We start from the raw sequence: 23,511 nt of genomic DNA, 5'->3' as shown, positions 1-23,511 counted from the left end.
CATGAGCCCGACCCAACAGCGACTCGCCGACCTGTTCGCAATCCACCAATACGCACCCACCCGCTGACCAACAGCGCCCAACACCGCGAGTTGGGTAATACACCAGCCCTGCCCAAAAACACAACCCCACCAGGGCAAATCAGGCCGTCGATCAACGAAGGCCGGAAACTCCCGCTAGCGGTCAGCCAACTGCCCGAGCCCGGCACACGCAAGGCAGCTATGGCCGCCCTGGTGCGCCAACGCGCCACCGGGGTACGTGAGGAGGTCGCCAAATACCTCAACGACGAACACGAGGTGTGGCGCAAGGAAGCGCAAAAAACCTTCGACAAACTGCCCCCGGAGTAGGCGCGCGCGGACCGCAGCACCACCCGTCAGTCTGCGTCCGCTGCAGGCCTCACCCGCTGTGCGCACCCACCACGCTTGAAAATTGTCTGGCTCCGCGCGAACCGCAGTCCTGCGACGGTGCTGATCTATTGGCCCGAATTGTTGGACGCAACTGCGATTTTCCGATCAGCCACATCAGTCTCCGAGAATCCACAGTGCCTCACCTTGCCCATCTGGTAGCGACAAATTCGTTGCACGCCTTGGCTTGTCGCTGAGAGGCGGGCAAATGTGCATCCGGCCAGAGGCCAATGTGCACGATGCGATTGCCGGGCTGACTAGATCAACATCATCCCTAGGTGAAACGGACGACGCTGCCCGGTACCAGGAGTTCCACTCGTCCGCGGCATTCGATTTGTACCGGCGGCACATCACGCGGTTCGACACTGATCTCCGCGCCCTTGCCGCTGACCCGCAGGTGCAGGTGGTTGCCGCGGTAATGAATCGGAAAGCCAAGCGCACCAAGGTATTCCGGCCACAGCGGGGACAGCACGATGCGATCTCCACGAATCTCGAGGCCAGTGAAGCACCGTTGCACGAAATCGACACTGCCGGCCATGGCGGCCAGGTGGACGCCTTCCGAAGTGGTGCCACCCTGGATGTCGGCGATATCGGACTTGAGCACTTGCTGGAAAAATTCCAGCGCCCGATCCCGGTTCGCCCGGGCCAGCACCCAGCCATGGACGACCGCACTTAGCGTCGACCCATGTGACGTACGCGCCACGTAATAGTCGACCATCTCCGGAATCCGGCGCGGATCCAAGTGGTAGTCGAGCCGGTCCAACAGCTCCCGCAATTCGTCGGCCGACAGCAGGTAGAGCAGCATCAGCACGTCGGCCTGCTTGGACGCCCGGTATCGGTTGACGTCGTCGTCCTCGGCTTCCAGGATGCGGTCGAGCCGCTGAATATTGCGGTATCGCCGCCGGTAAGCGTCCCAATCCAGTTCCAGCAATTGCTCGTATCCTTCGAACTGGCTGATCACACCATCGTGGAACGGAACGAACATGCGCCGGCTGACGTGGTCCCAGTGGGCGAGCTCCTCGTCGGTCAAGCCCAGCTCTTCGCACAGGTCCAGCCGGTTGGGCAACGGCATCAGCTGCAGCGCGTCGATCGCCCGCAGGATCACCCAGACCGCCATCACGTTGGTGTAAGCGTTGTTGTCCACGCCGTCGTACGGCCGGTCCGGGTAGCCGGAGTGGAATTCGTCGGGCCCGATGACCCCGTTGATGGTGTAGCGGTCGCGGTCCCGGTCGTAGCTGGCCCGGCTCACCCAGAACCGGGCGATCTCGGCCATCATCTCGGTGCCGTAGTCGATCATGTACGCCAAATCACCGGTGACCTGGTAGAAGTTCCATACGTTGTAGGCGACGGCGATGCCGATGTGGTGCGCGCGGTGGCTGGCATCGGGTCGCCACCGCCCGGATCGCGGATTCAGGTGCTGCTCCGGGCTTTCCTCGCGCCCGTCGCTGCCGGACTGCCATGGGTACATGGCGCCGCGGTAACCGGCCAGCTTGGCCGCGCGGCGAGCCTCCACCAGGCGCCGATGCCGGTACCGCAGCAACGACCGGGTGACCGTGGGAACTCGCAGGTTCAGCACCGGAAAGATGAACAGCTCGTCCCAGAAGATATGGCCGCGGTATGCCTCGCCATGCAGCCCGCGGGCCGGGACTCCGACATCGAGTTCCTCGCTGTTGTAGGACACCGTCTGCAGCAGATGAAGCAGATGCAGCCGCAAGACTCGCAATTCTTCGGTGTGGTTGCTGAACTCGATCGACAACCGCTCCCACAAGTGTGCCCAGGCGAGCCGATGGGCAGCACAGATCTCGCCGAACCGTCCTTGGCGGGCGAGCCTGCGCCCGGCTCCGGTCGACGGGTGTGACGTGGCAATGTCACGTCCGGTCACCAGGGTGACGATCTTCTCCACGGTCAGCGGCTGACCCGGTTTCAGGTCGGTGAAAATCTGGTGGCCGATTTCGAATTCCTCGTCGAGCAGTCGATACGTCGCGGGCGCCGGCGCATCGCCGTGCCACACGCTGGTCCGCGCGGCCAGCGCGACCGGGATCTTCGACTGGGTGGTCTCGACGGCCATCAGCACCGAATTCTCGGACAGTGCAACCTTTTCCAGTCCCTGTAGGTGATTGCTGGCCAAGTCCCGGTAACGCTCCACCCCGGAGTTGCGGACGCCGCCGTCCAGGGTTGACCGGATCTCGATTGTCCCCTCCCAGTCCTGGGCCAAAATGGTGGTTTGCAGCGCCGCCACGTGCGCCTGGTTCATCGCCACGAACCGGTGCTGCGTTATCGAGGTGGTGCGGCCGGCGTCGTCGCGGTAGGTCAGCTCCCGAGTGAGCACCGCACCACGCAGGTCGAGAATCTGGCGGTAGGACAGCAACGTCACCGTGTCAAGGTCCAACCAGTCACCGTCGTCGATGCGGAAGGTCAGCGGAAGCCAGTTGGGCAGATTCACCAGGCTTTCGTGCGCAGTCCTAGTACCGGCGACCAGATCATCGAGCCGGTTGTAGACCCCGGCGGCATAGGTTCCCGGATAATGGACTTGACCGGCCTTCGATTCCGGAGCTGCCCCTCGAGTAGCGAAATAACCGTTGCCCACCGTGCACAGCGCTTCACGCAGCTTTTCGTTGGGCGGATCGTAACCCTCCCAGGTGAAAGTCCAACCGCGAGCGCGCGTTTCCCGGTCATAAGCCAGCCACCTGGCGCCACGCCGGACGAAGTCACGAGCTTCCGTGGGGCCGGTCAGCGTGAAGCTGGCAGCGGTCGGGCGGTCACCGTCCTCGTCGTGCCGGACCACCACCCCGATACCGCTGAATCGCACCGCGTCGAAGGCGTCCTCGTCAGTGAGATCGCCACCGATGTAGATCGGCAGCACCCGGCCCGGTTGCGCCCCCGATTCGAACCCCGATCCGAGGATGTGATCGCGGATCCAGGCAACTGCGGCGCCCTTGTCCCAGTCGACATCCGGGCGCAGTTCGACAACCCCGCGGCCGGTAGTCAGCCGAAGGCCGTGTCGTCGGCTCTGCCGGTGCGCTGCCGCGATCACCTTGGGCACCTGCTCGTGCGCGACCTTGCCATAGTGCACGCGGACGACGAACCGGGTGTGTTCGACGTGCGCGCCCGATGTCGAACCCAGTTCGTCGTGAAGTGTGGTTGCCGCGCTTGCCAGCACGGGGACCGCGGCGGCCGCCGCGTCATGCTGATACCGAGTGCCGTCGGGTGCCATCAGGTCAAAGCCGTGGCTGCCGGCGTACCAGATGCCCGGCAGCCCTACCCGGTTGCGAATATCCGCCAGATCCCGGCCGGACAACATCGCGACCGGGCACTGCATCGCCAAATCCGCCAGCGCCTCGGCCGCGCCGTCGACCAGCGTGGCGAGCTCGGGGTCCGGCACGATCTCCGACAGCGTGCTGTCGTAGTTCACACAGACGAACGGCTGTCGGCCGGAGACCATCCCGATCACCTGACCGTAGGAATCCAGCGCGTTGGGGCGCCGCGACATGCATTCGTCGCCGGTGCGGACCATGACGTCGGAGAGATTGGCGACGACGACGTCGGCGCCGCAGCGCAGTAGCTCGTCGGGATGCCCATCCTGGTCGAGACCGACGACGTAGGCGAAGCCGCTCTCACGGGCCGCCGCCACCCCGCCGCTATCACCCGCGATCACCGCCGACCGCTCCGCGGCCACTCCCAGCTTGACGGCGGCCGCTAACAGGCCGATGCAGTAGCGCTTGGTGGGAAGTTCCGGTGCCCCCGCGGGGGCTCGCTCGACCCGGGCGGTGAACGGTTCGGCGATCCCCGCCGCCTCCAGAACTCGGATGCTGTGGCCGGCCGGCGAGTAGAGGGCGGTGACCAAACCGGCCTGGCGGAGCCTATGGGCAAGGGCGAGGGTCGACTCCATCACCGAGTCGTCGGGCTCTGGCCGCGTCGGCACGGCAGGAGTGTCCAGAACGAAGATCACCCCGTCATGCCGACGCGGATCGATCGTGAACGACTTCATGCGGGAATCCCCCTAGGCGCGGGTACTCAACGTCCAATGGTCGCGCGCATGTGCAACGGCGAGAACCTTTTTCGGGTGATCCGAGCATTTCGGCAGCCGATTAGTGACAAAGGTCCCGTCGAGCGAAGGCAGCTAGGCCATGGCGGCACGCCGCTCGGAAACTAGCGCCGCTTGAAAACTAGAGCAGAGTAGGCAGGCCCAACGCCGAGTCGACCGCCAGTGCGCAGAAGACCAACGCCAGGTAGTTGTTCGACTGCAGAAACAAGCGCAGCGGTTTGACCGGCTCACCGGCGCGGACACCCGCGTCCAACTGATGGGCCATCGCCAGGAACCACGCACCCGCCACCACGGCCACCGCGGCGTACAGCCACCCGGTCGCCGGCGTCAGCGCCAGCGTCGCCAACACGGTCAGCCAGGTATAGATCAGGATCTGCCTGGTGACCTGACGTTCGGTCGCCACCGCGGGCAGCATCGGCACGCCGGCCTCTTGGTAGTCCTCCTTGTACCGCATCGCCAAGGCCCAGGTGTGCGGCGGCGTCCAGAAGAAGACGATCGCGAACATCGCCAGGGCCGGCCACGCCAGCGTGCCGGTGACCGCCGACCACCCGATCATCACCGGCATGCAGCCGGCCGCCCCGCCCCACACCACGTTCTGGGAGGTGCGGCGCTTGAGCAGCAACGTGTAGACGAACACGTAGAACGCCACCGTCGCCAGGGCCAGCAGCCCCGACAGCAAGTTCGTCGTCCACCACAGCCAGAGAACCGAGACCACTGTCAGCGCCAAACCGAAGGCCAGCGCGCTTCTGGTCGGCACCGCGGCACGCGCGAGCGGCCGGCGCGCCGTCCGCTTCATCACCTTGTCGATGTCGGCGTCGGCCACGCAGTTGAGGGTGTTCGCGCCACCGGCGGCCATCATCCCGCCGATCAGCGTGTTGAGGATGACCAGCGGATGGACGCTGCCGCGATCGGCAAGCAGCATCGCCGGTATCGCGGTGACTAGCAGCAGCTCGATGACCCGCGGCTTGGTCAACGCCAGGTAGGCCAGCGCCGTTGCGAGAGCGCGGCTCTTCTTCGCCGTCGCAATGCCCGGCGCGTAGTGCCGCCTGGCAATGCCAGGTATGCCAGGTATGCGGCCCGTCGCGACGCGGCCACGAACGCTCACGAAATAACTCCTCGGGGAACGGCCGCGCACAGCTTCTACTACGCACGATGGTAGACGGCGTGGCCGCGGCAGCAGCGCCGCAGGGTCGATTCACAGCAATTTTTCCGGCCTCGCGGTACTGATTGCACAGCGTACGCAGCCGACAGGCTATTTTCACAGTGCTGTCGGACGCTTTCCTACATGCCGCGATGGTTACTCCAATTTGGGGCCTGCAACCGCCGGCCATCCCGCACTAGGGTGGGATTGATCAGTTTGATGACCCTGGACTGCGGACTGAACTGAGGACCGAATCTGTGACCACACTCGAAGAGATCTCGACGCTGACCCAACCGCGCCACCCCGACGACTGGACCGAGATCGATTCGGCTGCGGTCGACACCATCCGGGTGCTTGCCGCCGACGCCGTCCAAAAGGTCGGCAACGGTCACCCCGGAACGGCCATGAGCCTGGCTCCGCTGGCCTACACCCTATTTCAGCGCACGATGCGCCACGACCCGAGCGACACCACCTGGCTGGGTCGCGACCGGTTCGTGTTGTCGTGCGGGCACAGCAGCCTGACCCTCTACATCCAGCTCTACCTCGGCGGCTTCGGCCTCGAACTATCCGACATCGAGTCGCTGCGCACCTGGGGTTCCAAGACTCCCGGACACCCGGAATTCCGGCACACCCGAGGTGTGGAGATCACCACCGGCCCGCTGGGTCAGGGGCTGGCGTCGGCGGTCGGGATGGCCATGGCGTCGCGCTACGAACGGGGTCTGTTCGACCCGGACGCCGAGCCGGGCACCAGCCCCTTCGACCACCACATCTACGTGATCGCCTCCGACGGGGACATCGAGGAAGGGGTGAGCTCCGAAGCGTCGTCGCTGGCCGCCGTCCAGCAGCTGGGCAACCTGATCGTGTTCTACGACCACAACCAGATCTCGATCGAGGACGACACCGACATCGCGCTGTGCGAGGACACCGCCGCCCGCTACCGCGCCTACGGCTGGCACGTGCAGGAGGTGGAGGGCGGCGAGAACGTCGTCGGGATCGAGGAGGCCATCGCCAACGCGAAGGCCGTCACCGACCGGCCGTCGTTCATCTCGCTGCGGACCATCATCGGCTACCCGGCGCCGAATCTGATGAACACCGGAAAGGCGCACGGCGCGGCCCTCGGCGACGACGAGGTGGCCGCGGTCAAGAAGGTGCTGGGATTTGATCCCGACAAGACATTCGAGGTTCGCGAGGACGTCCTCACCCACACCCGCGGTCTGGTGGCTCGCGGCAAAGAAGCCCACGACCGCTGGCAGGTCGAGTTCGACGCTTGGGCACAGCGCGAACCGGAACGCAAGGCACTCCTGGATAGGTTGACCGCCGAGCAGTTGCCCGACGGCTGGGACGACGACCTGCCGCGTTGGGAACCCGGGTCCAAAGCGCTGGCCACCCGCGCGGCCTCCGGCGAGGTGCTGTCTGCGCTGGGACCGAAGCTGCCGGAGTTGTGGGGTGGGTCCGCGGACCTGGCGGGCAGCAACAACACCACCATGAAGGGCGCGGATAGCTTTGGGCCACCGTCGATTTCGACCAAGGATTACACGGCACACTGGTACGGCCGCACCCTGCACTTCGGGGTCCGCGAACATGCGATGGGCGCCATCCTGTCCGGCATCGTGCTGCACGGCCCCACCCGCGCCTACGGGGGCACGTTCTTACAGTTCTCCGATTACATGCGCCCGGCGGTGCGGCTGGCTGCTCTGATGGATATCGACACCATCTACGTCTGGACGCACGACTCGATCGGGCTGGGCGAGGATGGGCCGACCCACCAGCCGATCGAGCACCTTGCGGCGCTGCGGGCGATTCCCCAGCTCTCGGTGGTACGCCCGGGCGACGCCAACGAGACCGCATATGCCTGGCGCACGATCCTGGCCCGCGGCAACGGCAGCGGTCCAGTTGGGTTGATTTTGACCCGGCAGGGCCTACCGGTGCTCGAGGGCACCAGCGCCGAGGGCGTCGCCCGTGGCGGGTATGTGCTTGGTGACGACAGCGACAACGAGCCTGACGTGGTGATCATCGCCACCGGCTCGGAACTGCAGCTCGCGGTCGAGGCGCAGAAGTTGTTGGCGGACAAGGACATCATCGCGCGAGTGGTGTCGATGCCCTGCGTGGAGTGGTTCGAATCCCAGCCATCGGACTACCGCGACGGCGTGCTGCCGCCGTCGGTGTCGGCCAGGGTCGCCGTCGAGGCCGGTGTCGCGCAGTGCTGGCACAAACTGGTCGGGGATACCGGCGAGATCATCTCGATCGAGCACTACGGCGAATCCGCCGACTACAAGACGTTGTTCCGGGAATTCGGCTTTACCGCGCAAGCGGTTGCCGCCGCCGCGGAACGAGCACTCGACAACTGAGAAAGGGCGTTTCCATGAGTCAGAACCCCAACCTCGCCGCGCTCAGCGCTGTGGGCGTATCCGTGTGGCTGGACGATCTGTCCCGCGACCGATTGAATTCGGGCAATCTGGCGGAGCTGATCGACACCAAGTGTGTCGTCGGCGTGACCACCAATCCGTCCATCTTCCAGAAGGCGCTGGCCGAAGGCGATGCCTACAACGGCCAGATCGCCGAGCTGGCCGAGCGCGGAGCCGACGTGGACGCCACGGTGCGCACCGCAACCACCGACGACGTGCGCCGCGCTTGCGACGTGTTCACCGCGGTGTGGGAGGCTTCCGACGGACTGGACGGCCGGGTATCGATCGAGGTCGACCCGCGGCTGGCGCACGACACCGACAAGACGATCCAGCAGGCCGTCGAGCTGTGGAAGATCGTCGACCGGCCGAACTTGTTCATCAAGATTCCGGCCACCAAGGCCGGCCTGCCCGCCATCACCGCGGTTCTGGCCGAGGGGATTTCGGTCAACGTCACGTTGATCTTCTCCGTCGAACGCTACCGTGCGGTCATGGACGCCTTCCTGGCCGGAATCGAGAAGGCACGGGAAGGCGGCCAGGACCTATCCAAGATCCATTCGGTGGCATCGTTTTTCGTGTCCCGGGTGGACACCGAGATCGACAAACGGCTGGAAAAGCTCGGATCGCAGGACGCGCTGGCATTGCGCGGGCAGGCCGCGGTGGCCAATGCCCGCCTCGCCTATGCCGCCTACCAGGAAGTCTTCGGGGGCGGCGACCGTTTCCGAGCCCTCAAGGCAGACGGCGCCCGCGTACAACGACCCCTGTGGGCTTCGACCGGCGTCAAGAACCCCGACTACGCCGACACTCTCTATGTCACCGAGTTGGCGGCTCCCGACACGGTGAACACCATGCCGGAACCGACGCTGGACGCCGTCGCCGATCATGGCGTGATCAAAGGAGATACCGTCAGCGGCACCGCATCCGACGCCCAGCAGGTATTCGACAAACTTCAGGCGGTCGGCATAGACCTCGACGATGTGTTCGTCGTGCTGGAGAACGAAGGCGTGGCGAAGTTCGAGGCGGCGTGGACGGAGCTGCTCAAAGAGACTCAGGCGCAGCTCGACTCCGTCACCAAATGAGCGCAGCTCGCAACTCCGCCGCCACACAGTGGCACAACCCGCTGCGCGACAAGCTGGACAAGCGGCTGCCCAGAATCGCCGGTTCGTGCGGCATGGTGATTTTCGGCGTCACCGGCGACCTGGCCCGCAAGAAGGTGATGCCGGCCATCTACGACCTGGCCAACCGCGGGCTACTACCGCCCACGTTCGCCCTGGTGGGATTCGCCCGCCGAGACTGGGACACTCAGGATTTCGGCCAGGTGGTCTACCAGGCGGTCAAAGAACATTGCCGGACCCCGTTCCGCCAGGAGAACTGGGACCGGCTGGCCGAGGGATTCCGTTTCGTGCCAGGCTCTTTCGACGACGAGCAGGCTTTCGCGCGGCTCGCCGAGACGCTGGAGAAGCTCGACGCCGAGCGCGGCACCGGCGGCAATCACGCCTTCTACCTGGCCATCCCGCCCAAGGCATTCCCGGTGGTCTCCGAGCAGCTGCACAAGTCGGGACTGGCCCGTCCGCAGAGCGACCGCTGGAGCCGGGTCGTCATCGAGAAACCGTTCGGCCACGACCTGGACAGTGCGCGTGAGCTGAACCGGGCGGTCAACGCGGTCTTTCCGGAGGAATCGGTCTTCCGCATCGACCACTACCTGGGCAAAGAGACGGTGCAGAACATTCTGGCGCTGCGGTTCGCCAATCAATTCTGGGACCCGATCTGGAATGCGCACTATGTCGACCATGTGCAGATCACCATGGCCGAAGACATCGGCCTGGGTGGTCGGGCCGGCTACTACGACGGTATCGGTGCGGCCCGTGACGTCATCCAGAACCACCTGATGCAGCTGCTGGCGCTAACCGCGATGGAAGAGCCGGTCAGCTTCAAACCGTCTGCGTTGCAGGCGGAAAAAATCAAGGTGCTCTCGGCGACTCGGCTCGCCGAGCCGCTCGACGAGACGAGCAGCCGTGGGCAATACACGGCCGGCTGGCAGGGCGGCGAAAAAGTGGTGGGTCTGCTCGACGAAGAAGGTTTCGCCGAGGACTCCACCACCGAGACGTTCGCCGCGATCACTCTGGAGGTCGACACCCGCCGCTGGGCCGGTGTGCCGTTCTATCTACGCACCGGAAAACGGCTGGGCCGCAGGGTGACTGAGATCGCGTTGGTCTTCAAGCGGGCGCCGCATCTGCCGTTCGACGCCACCATGACCGACGAGCTCGGAGCCAACGCTTTGGTCATCCGGGTGCAACCGGACGAAGGGATGACCCTGCGGTTCGGATCCAAAGTCCCGGGCAGTGCGATGGAAGTCCGCGACGTCAACATGGACTTCTCCTACGGCTCGGCGTTCGCCGAAGACTCGCCGGAGGCCTACGAGCGGCTCATCCTCGACGTGCTGCTCGGCGAACCGTCGCTGTTTCCGGTCAATGCGGAGGTCGAATTGGCTTGGGAAATACTGGATCCCGTCCTGGATTACTGGGCGGCGCACGGCAAGCCCGACCCCTACGAAGCCGGCACGTGGGGCCCGGATTCGGCCTTCCAGATGCTGCACCGCACCGGCCGTGAGTGGCGGCGCCCGTGATCCGCGCCGGCGACGATGCAGAGCGAAGCGATGAGGAGGAGCGGCGCAAATGATCCCCGCCGGCGACGATGCAAAGCGAAGCGATGAAAAGGAGCGACGCCCATGATCGTCGATCTGCCCGAAACCACCACCACCGCAGTCAATAAGAAGCTCGACGAGCTGCGCGCAAGAATCGGCGCTGTCACGATGGGCCGGGTCCTGACGCTGATCATCGCCCCGGACAGCGAGACGATGTTCGAAGAATCCATCGAAGCCGCCAACTCCGCCAGCCATGAACATCCCAGCCGGATCATCGTGGTGATGCGAGGTGACCCGTACGCCGAGAAACCGCGCCTGGACTCGCAACTGCGGGTGGGCGCCGACGCCGGCGCCGGGGAGGTCGTGGTGCTGCGACTGTCCGGGCCCCTCTCCGGCCACGCCCACAGCGTCGTCATCCCGTTCCTGCTGCCCGACATCCCGGTAGTGGTCTGGTGGCCCGACATCGCTCCGGCGGTACCTGTCCAGGATCCCCTGGGCAAGTTGGCGATTCGGCGCATCATGGATGCCACCAATGGCGTCGACCCGCTGTCGGCGATCAAGAGCCGGCTACCCGGATACACCGCCGGCGACACCGATTTGGCCTGGAGCCGCATCACCTATTGGCGGGCATTGCTGACCTCTGCCGTCGACCAGCCGCCGCACGAACCGATCGAGTCGGCGCTCGTGTCGGGCTTGAAGACCGAGCCGGCGCTCGACATCCTGGCGGGCTGGCTGGCCAGCCGGATCGACGGTCCGGTGCGCCGTGCGATCGGCAAACTCCAAGTCGAGCTGGTGCGCAAGAGCGAGACCATCCTGTTGAGCCGACCGCAGGAAGGGACCACCGCCACCCTGAGCCGGACGGCCCGGCCCGATGCCCGGGTTCCGTTGGCGCGCAGGGTAACCGGGGAATGCCTGGCCGAAGATCTGCGACGGCTGGACCCCGACGAAATCTACTTCGCCGCGTTGGAAGGCATCAAGAAGGTGCAGTACGTATGAATCTGGACGTCCAGACCTTTCCTGACAGCGAGATTCTGGTCGAGGCCGCCGGCCAACGACTGATCCGGGCCATCGACAGCGCGGTGGCGGCCAGGGGGCAAGCACTGATCGTGCTGACCGGCGGCGGGAACGGCATCGCGTTGCTGCGCTATCTCGGTGCGTCCGGGCCGCGGATCGACTGGTCCAAGATTCATCTGTTCTGGGGCGACGAGCGCTACGTCTCCGAAGACGACGACGAGCGCAACGACAAGCAGGCGCGTGCCGCGTTGCTCGATCACATCGACATCCCACCGAGCCAGGTGCACCCGATGGCCGCCAGTGACGGTGAGTTCGGCACCGACCTGGACGCCGCGGCACTGGCCTACGAACAGGTGCTGGCAGCCAATGCCGCACTCGGTGAGCGGGCACCGAATTTCGACGTCCATCTGTTGGGAATGGGGTCCGAAGGCCACGTCAACTCGTTGTTCCCGCACACTGCGGCCGTGCGTGAGACCACTCGTCTGGTGGTCCCCGTCGACGACTCGCCCAAACCCCCGCCTCAACGACTCACCTTGACGCTACCGGCGATACAACGTTCCCGCGAAGTGTGGCTGATCGTTTCCGGCCGGGCCAAGGCCGACGCGGTGGCCGCTGCCATCGGCGGCGCGGACCCGGTTACCGTGCCGGCGGCCGGGGCAGTCGGGCGGGAGAACACACTGTGGCTACTCGATGAGGAGGCCGCGGCCAAGCTCGGTTGACAACGCGGTCGGCAGACTCGGAGCCGCGTCGGCTCCAAATGGCGCAATAATGACCGTCATGGCAGACAGAAGCGTGCGCAGCGGGCCGGAGCGCAGCCGGATCAAGACCCTCACCCAGGCGGCGCTGAACGCCGACAAGACGGTGGAGCAGGTCGAGGACGTCCTCGAGGGACTGGACAAGACGATGAAGGAGCTGAACAGTTCACTGTCGGCTCTCAACACCACGGTGGAGCGGCTGGAGGGTGGCCTGGACCACCTGGAGGGCACATTATCCAGCCTGGACGATCTGGCCAAGCGGCTTATCATGCTGGTCGAGCCGGTGGAAGCCATCGTCGACCGGATCGACTACATCGTGAGTCTGGGCGAGACCGTGATGTCGCCACTGTCGGTCACCGAGCACGCTGTCCGCGGCGTGCTGGACCGGCTACGTAACCGCGCGGTCCGCTGAGCGCTGGCTCGGCAGCGGTGACGGCGTCGGGCCGCAGCCGGCAATCACACCGCGACGCCCGCTGCTAGCCACTGTTTCGCAGCGCGCTGGCCAGCCCGTTCATCGTCAGCAGGATGCCGCGCTGCACCAATTCGTCGTCTTCGCCCGAGCGGTAGCGACGCAATAACTCCACCTGAAGGTGATTCAACGGCTCCAGGTACGGAAAGCGGTTGAACACCGAACGCGCCAGGGCCGGGTTGTCGGCGAGCAGATCGTCGTGGCCGGTGATGCGTTTGTACATGGTGATGGTGCGGTGATGTTCGTCGACAATCTTGTCGAAAACCCGGCGCCGCAATGCTTCATCGGCCACGAGTTCGGCGTAGTGGGCGGCCAGGCCTAGATCGCTCTTGGCCAGCACCTGCGCCATGTTGGACAGCACGCTGCGGAAAAACGGCCACCGCTGGTAGAGATCGTGCAGAACGTCCAGCCGCTCGGCCTCGCCTTCCGGGCCCGCCGCGATCCATTGCTCGAACGCCGTGCCGGCGCCGTACCATCCGGGAAGCATCACCCGCGACTGGCTCCACGCCAGCACCCATGGAATGGCGCGCAGGTCCGCGATCGACGAGGTGGGCTTGCGGGACGTCGGGCGACTGCCGATGTTCAGCGACCCGATCTCGCTGACCGGTGTGGACGCCATGAAATATTCGACGAAACCCGGTGTCTCGTGGACCAATTCGGCATACGCACGCTGCGACAGGGCGGCGACCTCTTCGAGCACCCCGTAGGCCGGCGCCGCCGTGTCGCCCAGACCCTCGACATCCAGCAGCGTCGATTCCAGGGTTGCGGCCAACAGGCTCTCCAGGTTGCGCCGCGCCATCTGCGGCTCGGCGTATTTGGCGGCAATCACCTCGCCCTGCTCGGTAAGACGCAACGAGCCGCTGACTGCGCCCGGCGGCTGCGCCAGGATGGCTTGATAACTCGGGCCGCCGCCGCGGCCGACCGTGCCGCCGCGACCGTGGAAGAGCCGCAATCGAATTCCCGACTTGCGGGCCGTTTCGACCAGGGCCAGCTCAGCGCGGTACACCGCCCAGTTGGCGGCCAGGTACCCGCCGTCCTTGTTCGAGTCGGAGTAGCCGAGCATCACCTCCTGCATGTCACCTCGGGCCGTGACCAGGCGCCGGTACAGCGGAAGGTCCAGCGTCGCTTGCAGAATCGTCGCGCCGTTGCGCAGGTCGTCGATCGTCTCGAACAGCGGCGAGATGCCCACCGGGCAGTACGGTTGCGGCCCGGAGGCGTCCAGCAAGCCGGCCTCTTTCAACAGGATCGCCGCCTCCAACATGTCCGACACTGACCGGCACATCGAAATGACGTAATTGGGCACCGCGTCGGGACCGTAGGTCCGAACCGCGTGGGCGGCGGCCCCGATGATGTCCAGCTCGCCACGCGCCAGATCGGATAATTTTGCCCGGCCGCCGATCAGCGGTCGCCGGGTGCTGAGCTCGCCTACCAGCAGCGCAACCCGCTCGTCTTCGGGCAGCGAGCCGTAGTCCGGATGCACCCCGGCCCACGCCAGCAGCTCGCCGACGACTTCCTCGTGCACGTCGGAATTTTGCCGCAGGTCCAGGCCGCACAGGTGAAAACCGAAGACGTGCACGGCTTCTCGCAACAAGGCCAGCCGGTCGCCGGCCAACAGCGCGCTGCCGTGGGTGCGCAGCGATGCATCGATGACGTCGAGGTCGGCCCGCAGCTCGCCCGGCGTGGCGTACGGCGGCGATCCCAGGTCCAGCTGGTGCTGCGGTTGCTGGTCCAGGATTTCGGCGCCGGTGGCGCTGAGCCGGGCGCGGATCACCCGCAGCGCCCGCCGGTACGGTTCGTCGTCGCGAGCCTTGTCGCGGCAGCCTTCGGCCAGCGCGGTCAGCTCGGGCGTGACGGTGAGCAGCCGCGACGACATCGACAGCTCCTGCTCGAGCTGGTCGAGCTCGGCCAGGTAGTGCGACAGCGCGGTGTAGGCGGCGCTGCCGGTGGCCAGCCGCACTACCTCGGCGGTCACGTTGGGGTTGCCGTCACGGTCGCCGCCGATCCAGGATCCCGGTTTCAGAATGGGCTCCGACAACAGGTCGGCGTCGGGCCACCGGTCGCGCAATGCCCCCCGCACCTCGGCATTGACCTGCGGGACGACCTTGAAGAACGCCGACCGGTATAGCCGCAGTCCGACGGCGATCTCGTCGCTGATCTGCAGTCGCGACAGCCGGATCAGCGCGGTCTGCCACAAGGTGAGGACTTGGCGACGCAACTCCAATTCGATGCTGCGGCCGTCGTCGGTCTCGGTGTGGCCCTCGGCATGGAGCCGCATCAACTCGGTGATCCGGTGCTGGGTGACGAAGATGGTGCGCCGGCGGATCTCGGTCGGATGGGCGGTGATGACCGGGGAGACCAGCGCGCCCTTCAATGCATCGGCAACGGTGACCGAATCCAGCTCGGCTGCTTCTAGTTTCAGGTACGTGGCGGCCAGGCTGCTGTCTTGCGGCGGCTCCCCGGCGGCGATGTGACTGGCGCGGCGGCGTTCCCGGTGGATGTCTTCGGCGACGTTGGCCAGCAACGCGAAATGGCTGAAGGCCCGAATGACCGGGAGTGCCCGGTGAATGTCGATGCCGTCGAACATCCGCGCCATCTCGGCTCGGTCGATCTCGGAACGGCGCACCCGGAAGGCTTCCACCCGTGCTCGCTCGACGAGTTCGAAGATTTCGTCGCCGTTCTGTTCGCGCACGGTGTCGCCCAGGATAGAGCCCAACAACCTGATGTCGGCGCGCATCGGCTCGGTCGCCTCGCGCCCCAGCCGGGTCCGGTGGACATCGCCAATCGGTTCCAGCGCGGCATCGGAACCCAGGTCGGCAGCGTCACCCATGTGTCCCAGTATCAGCGACCGGCCCGCCCGGCGCCCGCTATCCGCCGGCCATTCGGTAGGCTGCCGGTCATGGAGTTGGCCCTGCAGATCACCTTGGTGGTCACCAGCGTGCTGGTGGTGTTGCTGGTGCTGCTGCACCGCGCGAAAGGCGGTGGCCTGTCGACCCTGTTCGGCGGCGGTGTGCAGTCCAGCCTGTCCGGGTCGACCGTTGTCGAAAAGAACCTGGACCGGTTGACGCTGTTCATCACCGGGATCTGGGTGGTGTGCATCATCGGCGTGGGTTTGCTGATCAAGTACCGCTGACGCCAGCCCGCGCAGCCCAACGCTACGACGCCGATGCCGGGCCGGTCGTCATGGTAGCTTTCGCCCTTGTGTTCGTCCCCATCCTCGTAGCCCGCGCCGCCGTCTGAGCTGGTGCGGTTCACCTATGCGTCGGGGCTTGGGGCACGGATTCGGCGCATCGACAGCTCGCGCGCGGCGAGCGCGCCGGGAATTCTGACCTCAGGCTCGCTGCAAGCCGCGGCGGCGAGCTGGCAGCAGTTGTCTGCTGAATTGCAGGCCAGCGCCCAGACGTACCGATCGGTGGTCTCGGACCTCATCACCTGGCATTGGGTAGGCCGTCGTCCGCGGCGATGGCGGCAGCAGCCACCTCTTTTGGCTGGAGGCAACTGCGATCCAGACAGGGCAAACCGCCAGGCAGGCCGCGACCGCGGCGAGCGCATTTGATGAGGCGTTTGCCATGACGGTGCCCCCGTCGATCGTCATCGCCAACCGCGAGCAGCTGCTCCTGCTGATAGCGACGAACTTCTTCGGTCATAACACTTCGGCGATCGCCGCACTGGAGCTGGCCTACGCCGAGATGCAGCGTGATGCAGGATTATGCCGTCACTTCGGCGGCCGCGACGAAGCTGACGCCATTTGCTTCCCCGCAGCAGACCACGGACCCCGCCGGTCTACCCGCGCAGACCGCCGCGGTGGCTCAAGCCACGGCCGGGGCCGCCGCCGACGGCGGTAACTGGCTGGGGAATCTGTTGGAACAGATCGGGATCGCCCTGCTGCCGATCGCGCCCGAGCTGACGCCGTTCTTTCTCGAGGCGGGTGAACTGATCAACGCCATTCCTTTCCCGTCCATAGTCGCGGACGACTTCACGTTCCTCGACGCCGTCATGGCCTGGTACGCAACCGTCAGCTCGATCAACAACATCAGCTCGCTGGGCACCGGGATCATCGGGGCCGAGAAGAATCTGGGAATCCTGCCCAACCTCGCGGCACCGGCAGCCGAGGTTGTCCCCAGTGAGCTTGCCCCGCTGGTCAATTCGGTCAAGAACGTAGCCGATGCGGTGGCCAAGGGCGGACCGGGAATTGGCGAGGTGTCTGCGGCTTTCCGCGGCGCCGGTTCGATCGGGCAAATGTCAGTGCCGCCCACCTGGACCGCACCGGCAGTCACCACCGTGAAGACGTTTCAAGGTACGCCCCTGACAACGCTGCCAGCCGGCGACGCCGGAGGGGCCGGGATGCCGGGGATGCCGGGGATAGCGCCCGCGGGAACGCGGCGCGGCGGGGTGGTGCCCCGGTACGGTTTGACACCTCGAGTGATGACGCGCCCCCTCTCCGGAGGGTAGCGCGAGCGTCGCTTGCCGTGCGGCCGCTACGGGAGCGGTCCCCCGGCGGCGATGGCCGCCAGCGTCGCGAACTGCTCCCCGTCCAGCGACGCGCCGCCGACCAGGCCGCCGTCGATGTCGTCCTGGGCGACCAGGTCGGCGACGTTCTTCGCGTTCATCGAGCCACCGTAGAGCACCCGCACCGTCTCGGCGATCTTCGCTGATGCCAGCGACGCCAACTCCTTTCGGATCGCCGCGCAGACCTCTTGGGCGTCGGCGGCGCTGGCCACCCGCCCGGTGCCGATCGCCCAGACCGGCTCATAGGCGATGACGACGGAGCCGATCTGCTCGGCCGACAGCCCGGCCAGCGAACCGCGTAGCTGTTCGACGTTGTATGCCACGTGGTTTGCCGCTTCCCGCACGTCGAGGTGTTCGCCGATGCAGACGATCGGCGTGAGCTCGTGCTTGAGCGCGGCGGCGGCCTTGGCGGCCACCAGGGCATCGTCCTCGTTGTGATAGGTGCGCCGCTCGGAGTGTCCGACGATGACGTAGCTGCAACCCAATTTCGCCAGGAACGCCCCGCTGATGTCACCGGTGTAGGCGCCGGAGTCGTGTTGTGACAAGTCCTGGGCACCATAGGTCAACCGCAGCTTGTCGCCGTCAACCAGCGTCTGCACGCTGCGCAGGTCGGTGAACGGCGGGATCACCGTGACGTCCACCTTGTCGTAATACTTGTCCGGCAACGCGAACGCGACCTTTTGCACCAGCGCGATCGCCTCGAAGTGATTGAGGTTCATCTTCCAGTTGCCGGCGATCAACGGCTTGCGGCTCACGACTGTCCGCCTCTCTTGTTTTGACCGGGTTGGGCCTCACCAAGCACCTCGATGCCGGGAAGTGCTTTGCCCTCAAGGTATTCCAGCGACGCGCCGCCGCCGGTGGAGATGTGCGAAAAGTCGCTTTCGGCTATGCCGAGCGCACGCACCGCGGCCGCCGAGTCGCCGCCGCCGACCACGCTGAAAGCTCCTCTACCCGTCGCGGCGGCGATCGCCTCGGCGACGCCTCTGGTGCCCGCCGCATACCCGGGGAATTCGAACACGCCCATGGGCCCGTTCCAGAAAATGGTCTTGGCGTTGGACAACAGCGTGGCGAAACGTTTGACCGATCCCGGGCCGATGTCCAGGCCCATCAGGTCGTGCGGGATAGCGTCGGCGGCGACGGTTCGGGGCGGGGAATCGGCGGCGAACTTCTCGGTCACCACGATGTCGACGGGCAGCCGCAGTACGTCGTGGTAGGTGTCGAGCAGCCTGCGACAGGTGTCGATCATCTCGCCTTCCAGCAGCGACGTGCCAACCGAATAGCCTTGCGCGGCAAGGAAAGTGAAACACATTCCGCCGCCGATAACGATGCTGTCAGCCTTGGTGGCCAGCGACTCGATCACACCGAGTTTGTCCGACACCTTCGATCCGCCCAGCACCACCGCGTAGGGCCGCTCGTTGGAGCCGGTCAATTGCTCGAGTACCCGGATCTCCTCGGCGACCAGCTCGCCGGCATAGTGCGGCAGCAACGTCGCCACGTCGTACACCGAGGCCTGTTTGCGGTGCACCACGCCGAACCCGTCGGAGACGAAAGCACCTCCCGGAGATACCAATTCGGCAAGCTGTCGAGCCAGGGCGAGGCGCTCACCGTCGTCCTTGGCGGTCTCGCGCTTGTCGAAGCGGATGTTCTCCAGCAGCAGGACGTCGCCGGCCGTCAGCCCTTCGGCGCGGGCCAGCGCGTCGGCACCGGCGACATCACCGGCCAGCTGAACGTGCCGACCCAGCTGCTCACCCAGGGCCGCGGCCACCGGCGCCAGCGACAGCTTTGGGTCGGGGCCGGCCTTGGGGCGACCCAGGTGCGCGGTGACCACCACCTTGGCGCCGGCATCGAGCAGTGCCTGCAATGTCGGTACCGACGCAGTGATGCGGCCCGGGTCGGTGATCACGCCGTCCTCGTCGAGCGGAACGTTCAGATCGGAGCGCACCAGTACGCCGCGACCCGAAACGCCTTCGGCGAGAAGGTCTTCGAGGGAATGGATAGTCACGGCTGCCCGAGTTTACAGGGACTTGCCGACCAGGGCGACCAGGTCGATGAGGCGGTTGGAGTAACCCCACTCGTTGTCGTACCACGACACGACCTTGGCCTGACCTTCGATCACCTTGGTCAACCCGGAGTCGAAGATCGAGCTGTGCGGGTCGGTGACGATGTCGCTCGAGACGATCGGCGCGTCGTAATACTTCAAAATTCCCTTGAGCCTGCCCTCGGCGGCCGCCTTGTATGCGGCGTTGATCTCTTCGGCAGTGGCCGTCTTGGCCAAATCGGCGGTCAGGTCGGTGACCGAACCGGTGGGAATCGGCACCCGCAGCGCGTAGCCGTCGAGCTTGCCCTTGAGTTCGGGCATCACCAAACCGATGGCCTTGGCGGCTCCGGTCGAGGTGGGGACGATATTCAGCGCGGCGGCGCGGGCGCGCCGCAGGTCCTTGTGCGGGCCGTCCTGCAGGTTCTGATCCTGGGTATAGGCGTGGATGGTCGTCATCAGGCCTCTGACGATGCCGAACTCGTCGTTCAGCACTTTGGCCAGCGGTGCGAGGCAGTTCGTCGTGCACGAGGCGTTGGAGATGATGTTCTGGCTGCCGTCGTACTTGTCGTCGTTGACACCCAACACGATGGTGAGGTCCGGGTCGGTCGCGGGCGCCGAGATGACGACCTTCTTGGCACCGGCGTCGAGATGGCCCTTGGCTTTGGCGGCGTTGGTGAACAGGCCGGTGGATTCGACGACCACATCGACGCCGAGGTCGCCCCATGGCAATGCGGCCGGCCCTTCCCGGACGGCCAGCGCCTTGATCTTGGTGCTGCCGACCACGATCGTGTCCTCGCCCTCGAGGCTGACGTCCTGGGGCAGCCGGCCCAGGATCGAGTCAAATTTCAGCAGGTGAGCCAGCGTGTGGTTGTCGGTGATGTCGTTGACGGCCACCACCTCCATATCAGCGGTGCCCTGCTCCTGTTGAGCCAATAAGGCCCGGTAAAAGTTGCGGCCGATGCGACCAAAGCCGTTGATGCCTACCCGGACCGTCACTTGCCTCTCCCTGCCTTTCGCTGTCCACTAATGAGTCCACTTATGAGTCCGCCTACGAGCGCCTTGCCGTCAGCCTAGATCAGTGACAGGCACCGACGCCCCGCCGGTAAGAGTGCTGGACCTCTGCGGCGGCGAAAAGCCGGGCGCGGGTCGAGCGCGGGTTGCGACAGAGGTGGGTGAGAGCACCGATGGACCTGTTCGAAGGCGCACCGCTGCCCCCGCCGCCCTTCTTTGCAAGGAAAAGTGATGGCGAACGTCACCATTTGGAAACGACGCGGTGCGGCGCGCCTCGTGTTTCACGTCGGCTGCCGAAAATTGTGCCGGTCGGCTAGACACGAGTGCAGTAGGGCTAGGCGGTGCTGCTGCACGTTTGATTGCCGAAATGCTGGGTGCCAATAAAGAGGAGTCGGCGTGATGACGGTCTTCGATCGGTTCAACTTGAAAGTGGTTGCGTGCGCTGGCTTGTGCGGGGCCGCCATAGCGTTGAGCCCGGATGTAGCTGCCGCCCCGCTGAAGACCGGCGGCTACGGGTGCGTCCAGGGGATGGCGGGCGAGGGTGCGGCGGCCGGTGGAGCCGGTGGAGCGGCCGCAGCCGGTGGATGCTGCGCGCCGGGCGCACCGGCCGCGGCCGGCGGCGCAGCAGCCGGGGGCGGACCCGCAACGGCCGGCGGAACAGCAGCCGGGGGCGCACCGGCAGCCGGGGGCGCACCGACAGCCGGGGGCGCACCGACAGCCGGGGGCGGACCAGCCCCCAGCGCCGAGATATGCGCGGCTAGCGCTGCGCTCACTGACATGTCTGGTGTTCCGCTGGTTGTCCCCGGACCGGTTCCGGCGGTGCCGGCCGGTGCTCCGCTGATTGCGCTGGGACCGCCGGCGCCAGCGGTCGCCCCGGTGCCCGCCGCGGCCCCAGTACCGGTGCCCGCCGCCGCCCCGGTACCCGCCGTGTCCCCGGTGCCCGCCGCTGTTCCGGTACCCGCCGCTGTTCCGGTACCCGCCGCTGTTCCGGTACCCGCCGCTGTTCCGGTACCCGCCGCTGTTCCGGTACCCGCCGCTGTTCCGGTGCCTGCCGGCGCCCCCGTCGTTGCGCCGATGCCAGCTGGTGTTCCGTTGATCGCACTCGGACCGGTAGCGGCTGGTGCTCCGCTGGATGCGCCGGCGCTGGCTGGGGCTCCGATCATTGACATGTCTGGGACCGGCAAGGGTGCGCCGACTGGTCCCGCACCGGCCGGTGGGCCCGTACCCGGTCAGCCCGTTGCGCCGGGTCCTTCGGGTGCGGGCGCGGGCTGAGATTCGGCTCTTTCGGTCAACTCTTCGAGTTTGTCCCGACCCACCGGGTACCACCAGCGAATGCAGTAGCTGCCGCTGCTGGCCGGTATCTCGTCGGCGGTCTTGGCCCAGGCCCGACGCGGTGCGGGTAAGTGTGCCGTCAAGCTTGGAAGTTCAAGCGCACCTGAGCAATTCGATTGGACCTAGCGCCCTCTGGCCACGTCGAGCCGACCCGGCGACGTGATTGCCCGCCATGCGGCAACCCCGTTGTAACCCGGCATCACCGCAGGGAAGCTCCAGGCGACCAGGAAAATGCGGTTCATAGTTTGCGTTAATTAATGGCCTGAACATGAAAATGAATTGGCGAGATGTTGTCGGCATAGCGCGGCATTGGTTTTAATGGAACCTCGTTTCAATCGAAGGACGCACCGCGCAATGGCAGCGTGGCACGGCGGCGTAATGCGAATAAACCGAAGGATAAGCGTTGACGCAACGAATGTTTCCTGCGGGGCTGATGACCGCCGACGCGGCCGCGAACACGTTGACTATTGGCCGGAGTACCGCGCATGTCGCCGCGACACCAATGAATATCACGGCGCCGTCCGCAACAGGCGATCAGGTATTGCCGGGTACCGCGGTGAGATTCACCGGTTGCCGCGATGTAGCAAATGCGCGCGCAGGTAGCCTAAAATAACGGCGCCGATATGGATGGCCGCGCCACCGGAGGTGCATTCGGCACTACTCAACGCGGGGCCAGGACCGGGCTCGTTGCTGGCCGGGGCGCAAGCCTGGACATCACTGAGCTCCGAGTACGCGTCGGTGGCCGAAGAACTGATCGGTGTACTGGCGGGGTCCAAGCCGGCACCTGGGACGGTCCCAGCGCAGAATTCTGCGTGGCGGCCTACGCCCCCTATCTGGCGCGGTTGGCAGCCGCCAGCGCCGCCAGCGCAGAAATCGCTGCGGCCCAGCAGAATTTGGCAACAGACTAGGTCTGTGCGGTGGCGGCGATGCCGACGTTGAGCGAGTTGGCGGCTAACCATGCCACCCACGCAGTGCTGGTGGCCACGAACTTCTTCGGTATCAATACCATCCCCATCGCACTCACCGAAGCCGACTACGCACGGATGTGGATCCAAGCCGCCACCACCATGGGTGTGTACGACGCGGTTGCTACTGCCACGCTCGCCGCCGCACCACACACCACCCCGGCACCGATCATTACCAAACCCGACGCCAACATCGCGGCCAGCCTCGCCCAGGCCGTCACCGAGACGCCAATCGAACAATTATTGAGATTGAGTTACTCACCTTGATTTTAGTCGAGTATCTCAATGCACTTGAAGTAGTAATCGGCATCCTCACCCTGCCTACGATTGGCCTTAGGACCCCCTTGAGGCTCTTTTGGACTTCTTGACCCTGCACTTTGCCGCCGGCTTTTTCATGCTGTGGTATTACGGCTTCCTCTGGTATCACTTCGTCGTGGTGCCGGCGTGGCAATTCGTGATCGATCCTTTGTTGGTTGTCGATGCGGTGATCGAATGGATTCTTGGGGGTGGTGCGGGTCTTGGCGCTGTCGGAGCTATGGCAACTCCGTTGACTGACAGCGTGGCGTTGTCGGCTGCTGGTGCAGTGTCGGCTTCTGCGGGCGCGAACCTGGGCGCGGTGACTGCTACTCCCGTGGCCGATGTCGCCGTTGGTGCGTTAGGGCCGTTGGCGGTGCACCAGCGGTTCAGCCACAAGCACAATTCGCTACGGCGGCGGCGCCGGCGGTACCGGCGTCAGTGATAGCTGCTGATCAAGGAGCTGGGGTGATGGGGTGATGGGGTGATGGGG

Annotated in this window: 16 protein-coding genes and 2 pseudogenes; 12 read left to right on the top strand and 6 right to left on the bottom strand. The window is 65.7% G+C overall.

The window, feature by feature from the left end; genetic code table 11:
- A partial coding sequence (locus EET03_RS30785; RefSeq protein WP_208649038.1) for a hypothetical protein occupies nucleotides 1–345 on the top strand: 345 nt, incomplete at its 5' end.
- A 331-nt stretch (nucleotides 346–676) separates the two neighbouring features.
- Here EET03_RS30785 and otsB read toward each other — a convergent pair.
- Together otsB and EET03_RS11190 are read right to left on the bottom strand one after the other, a co-directional pair.
- Nucleotides 677–4,390 (bottom strand): trehalose-phosphatase, encoded by a 3,714-nt coding sequence (otsB, locus tag EET03_RS11195; RefSeq protein ID WP_075544683.1) that lies wholly within the window; start codon nucleotides 4,388–4,390, stop codon nucleotides 677–679.
- A gap of 178 nt (nucleotides 4,391–4,568) precedes the next feature.
- The gene (locus EET03_RS11190; RefSeq protein ID WP_099194124.1) at nucleotides 4,569–5,552 is read right to left on the bottom strand and encodes a heme o synthase; all 984 of its coding nucleotides are present in this window, start codon (nucleotides 5,550–5,552) and stop codon (nucleotides 4,569–4,571) included.
- 293 nt (nucleotides 5,553–5,845) lie between these two features.
- Between EET03_RS11190 and tkt the strand changes: the two genes are divergently transcribed.
- The 6 genes from tkt to EET03_RS11160 all read left to right on the top strand — a co-directional run bounded on the left by tkt (nucleotide 5,846) and on the right by EET03_RS11160 (nucleotide 12,815).
- A complete protein-coding gene (gene tkt, locus EET03_RS11185; protein WP_075544682.1) occupies nucleotides 5,846–7,936 on the top strand; it encodes a transketolase in 2,091 nt (696 codons plus the stop codon).
- A 14-nt stretch (nucleotides 7,937–7,950) separates the two neighbouring features.
- Nucleotides 7,951–9,069, top strand: a complete 1,119-nt coding sequence (gene tal, locus EET03_RS11180) for a transaldolase (protein WP_075544681.1) — start codon at nucleotides 7,951–7,953, stop codon at nucleotides 9,067–9,069.
- Entirely contained in the window at nucleotides 9,066–10,616 is a 1,551-nt protein-coding gene (gene zwf / locus EET03_RS11175) for a glucose-6-phosphate dehydrogenase (protein ID WP_075544680.1), read from the top strand. The genes tal and zwf overlap by 4 nt, the downstream gene beginning before the upstream one ends.
- Nucleotides 10,617–10,718: 102 nt before the next feature.
- The gene (gene opcA, locus EET03_RS11170) at nucleotides 10,719–11,630 is read left to right on the top strand and encodes a glucose-6-phosphate dehydrogenase assembly protein OpcA (protein WP_075544679.1); all 912 of its coding nucleotides are present in this window, start codon (nucleotides 10,719–10,721) and stop codon (nucleotides 11,628–11,630) included.
- Nucleotides 11,627–12,367 (top strand): 6-phosphogluconolactonase, encoded by a 741-nt coding sequence (gene pgl, locus EET03_RS11165; RefSeq protein WP_075544678.1) that lies wholly within the window; start codon nucleotides 11,627–11,629, stop codon nucleotides 12,365–12,367. The genes opcA and pgl overlap by 4 nt, the downstream gene beginning before the upstream one ends.
- A gap of 49 nt (nucleotides 12,368–12,416) precedes the next feature.
- Nucleotides 12,417–12,815, top strand: a complete 399-nt coding sequence (locus tag EET03_RS11160) for a hypothetical protein (RefSeq protein ID WP_063470174.1) — start codon at nucleotides 12,417–12,419, stop codon at nucleotides 12,813–12,815.
- A 64-nt stretch (nucleotides 12,816–12,879) separates the two neighbouring features.
- Here the strand turns inward: EET03_RS11160 and ppc are convergent, their stop codons facing one another.
- Nucleotides 12,880–15,699 (bottom strand): phosphoenolpyruvate carboxylase, encoded by a 2,820-nt coding sequence (ppc, locus tag EET03_RS11150; protein WP_099194123.1) that lies wholly within the window; start codon nucleotides 15,697–15,699, stop codon nucleotides 12,880–12,882.
- Nucleotides 15,700–15,768: 69 nt separating this feature from the next.
- Here ppc and secG point away from each other — a divergent pair, with 69 nt between their 5' ends.
- Both secG and EET03_RS33005 read left to right on the top strand, forming a co-directional pair.
- Entirely contained in the window at nucleotides 15,769–16,002 is a 234-nt protein-coding gene (gene secG, locus EET03_RS11145; protein WP_075544684.1) for a preprotein translocase subunit SecG, read from the top strand.
- A gap of 147 nt (nucleotides 16,003–16,149) precedes the next feature.
- Nucleotides 16,150–17,321, top strand: a pseudogene (locus tag EET03_RS33005) (PPE family protein).
- 26 nt (nucleotides 17,322–17,347) lie between these two features.
- On the opposite strand, the gene tpiA reads toward EET03_RS33005, so the two are convergent.
- From tpiA to gap, 3 genes are read right to left on the bottom strand one after another with little or no spacing between them, the layout of a single operon-like run.
- Complete coding sequence (tpiA, locus tag EET03_RS11135; RefSeq protein WP_063470182.1) at nucleotides 17,348–18,133, bottom strand: triose-phosphate isomerase; 786 nt, start codon at nucleotides 18,131–18,133, stop codon at nucleotides 17,348–17,350.
- Complete coding sequence (locus tag EET03_RS11130; protein WP_075544676.1) at nucleotides 18,130–19,380, bottom strand: phosphoglycerate kinase; 1,251 nt, start codon at nucleotides 19,378–19,380, stop codon at nucleotides 18,130–18,132. The genes tpiA and EET03_RS11130 overlap by 4 nt, the downstream gene beginning before the upstream one ends.
- 12 nt (nucleotides 19,381–19,392) lie before the next feature.
- On the bottom strand, nucleotides 19,393–20,412 hold the full coding sequence (gap, locus tag EET03_RS11125; RefSeq protein WP_063470184.1) for a type I glyceraldehyde-3-phosphate dehydrogenase: 1,020 nt from the start codon (nucleotides 20,410–20,412) through the stop codon (nucleotides 19,393–19,395).
- Nucleotides 20,413–20,826: 414 nt separating this feature from the next.
- Here gap and EET03_RS30780 point away from each other — a divergent pair, with 414 nt between their 5' ends.
- From EET03_RS30780 to EET03_RS11110, 3 genes and pseudogenes are all read left to right on the top strand, one after another.
- Entirely contained in the window at nucleotides 20,827–21,699 is an 873-nt protein-coding gene (locus EET03_RS30780) for a beta-xylosidase (protein ID WP_075544675.1), read from the top strand.
- 669 nt (nucleotides 21,700–22,368) lie between these two features.
- Nucleotides 22,369–22,955 (top strand): annotated as a pseudogene (locus tag EET03_RS11115) (PPE family protein); the annotation flags it as partial.
- Between the two features lie 124 nt (nucleotides 22,956–23,079).
- Nucleotides 23,080–23,463 (top strand): hypothetical protein, encoded by a 384-nt coding sequence (locus EET03_RS11110; protein ID WP_082274869.1) that lies wholly within the window; start codon nucleotides 23,080–23,082, stop codon nucleotides 23,461–23,463.
- Nucleotides 23,464–23,511 lie beyond the last annotated feature (48 nt).

Origin of the sequence: Mycobacterium innocens, from assembly GCF_900566055.1 — a bacterium.
Classification (GTDB): domain Bacteria; phylum Actinomycetota; class Actinomycetes; order Mycobacteriales; family Mycobacteriaceae; genus Mycobacterium; species Mycobacterium innocens.
Note: the sequence above shows the minus strand (reverse complement) of the source record. Positions and strands in the feature narration are given on the sequence as shown.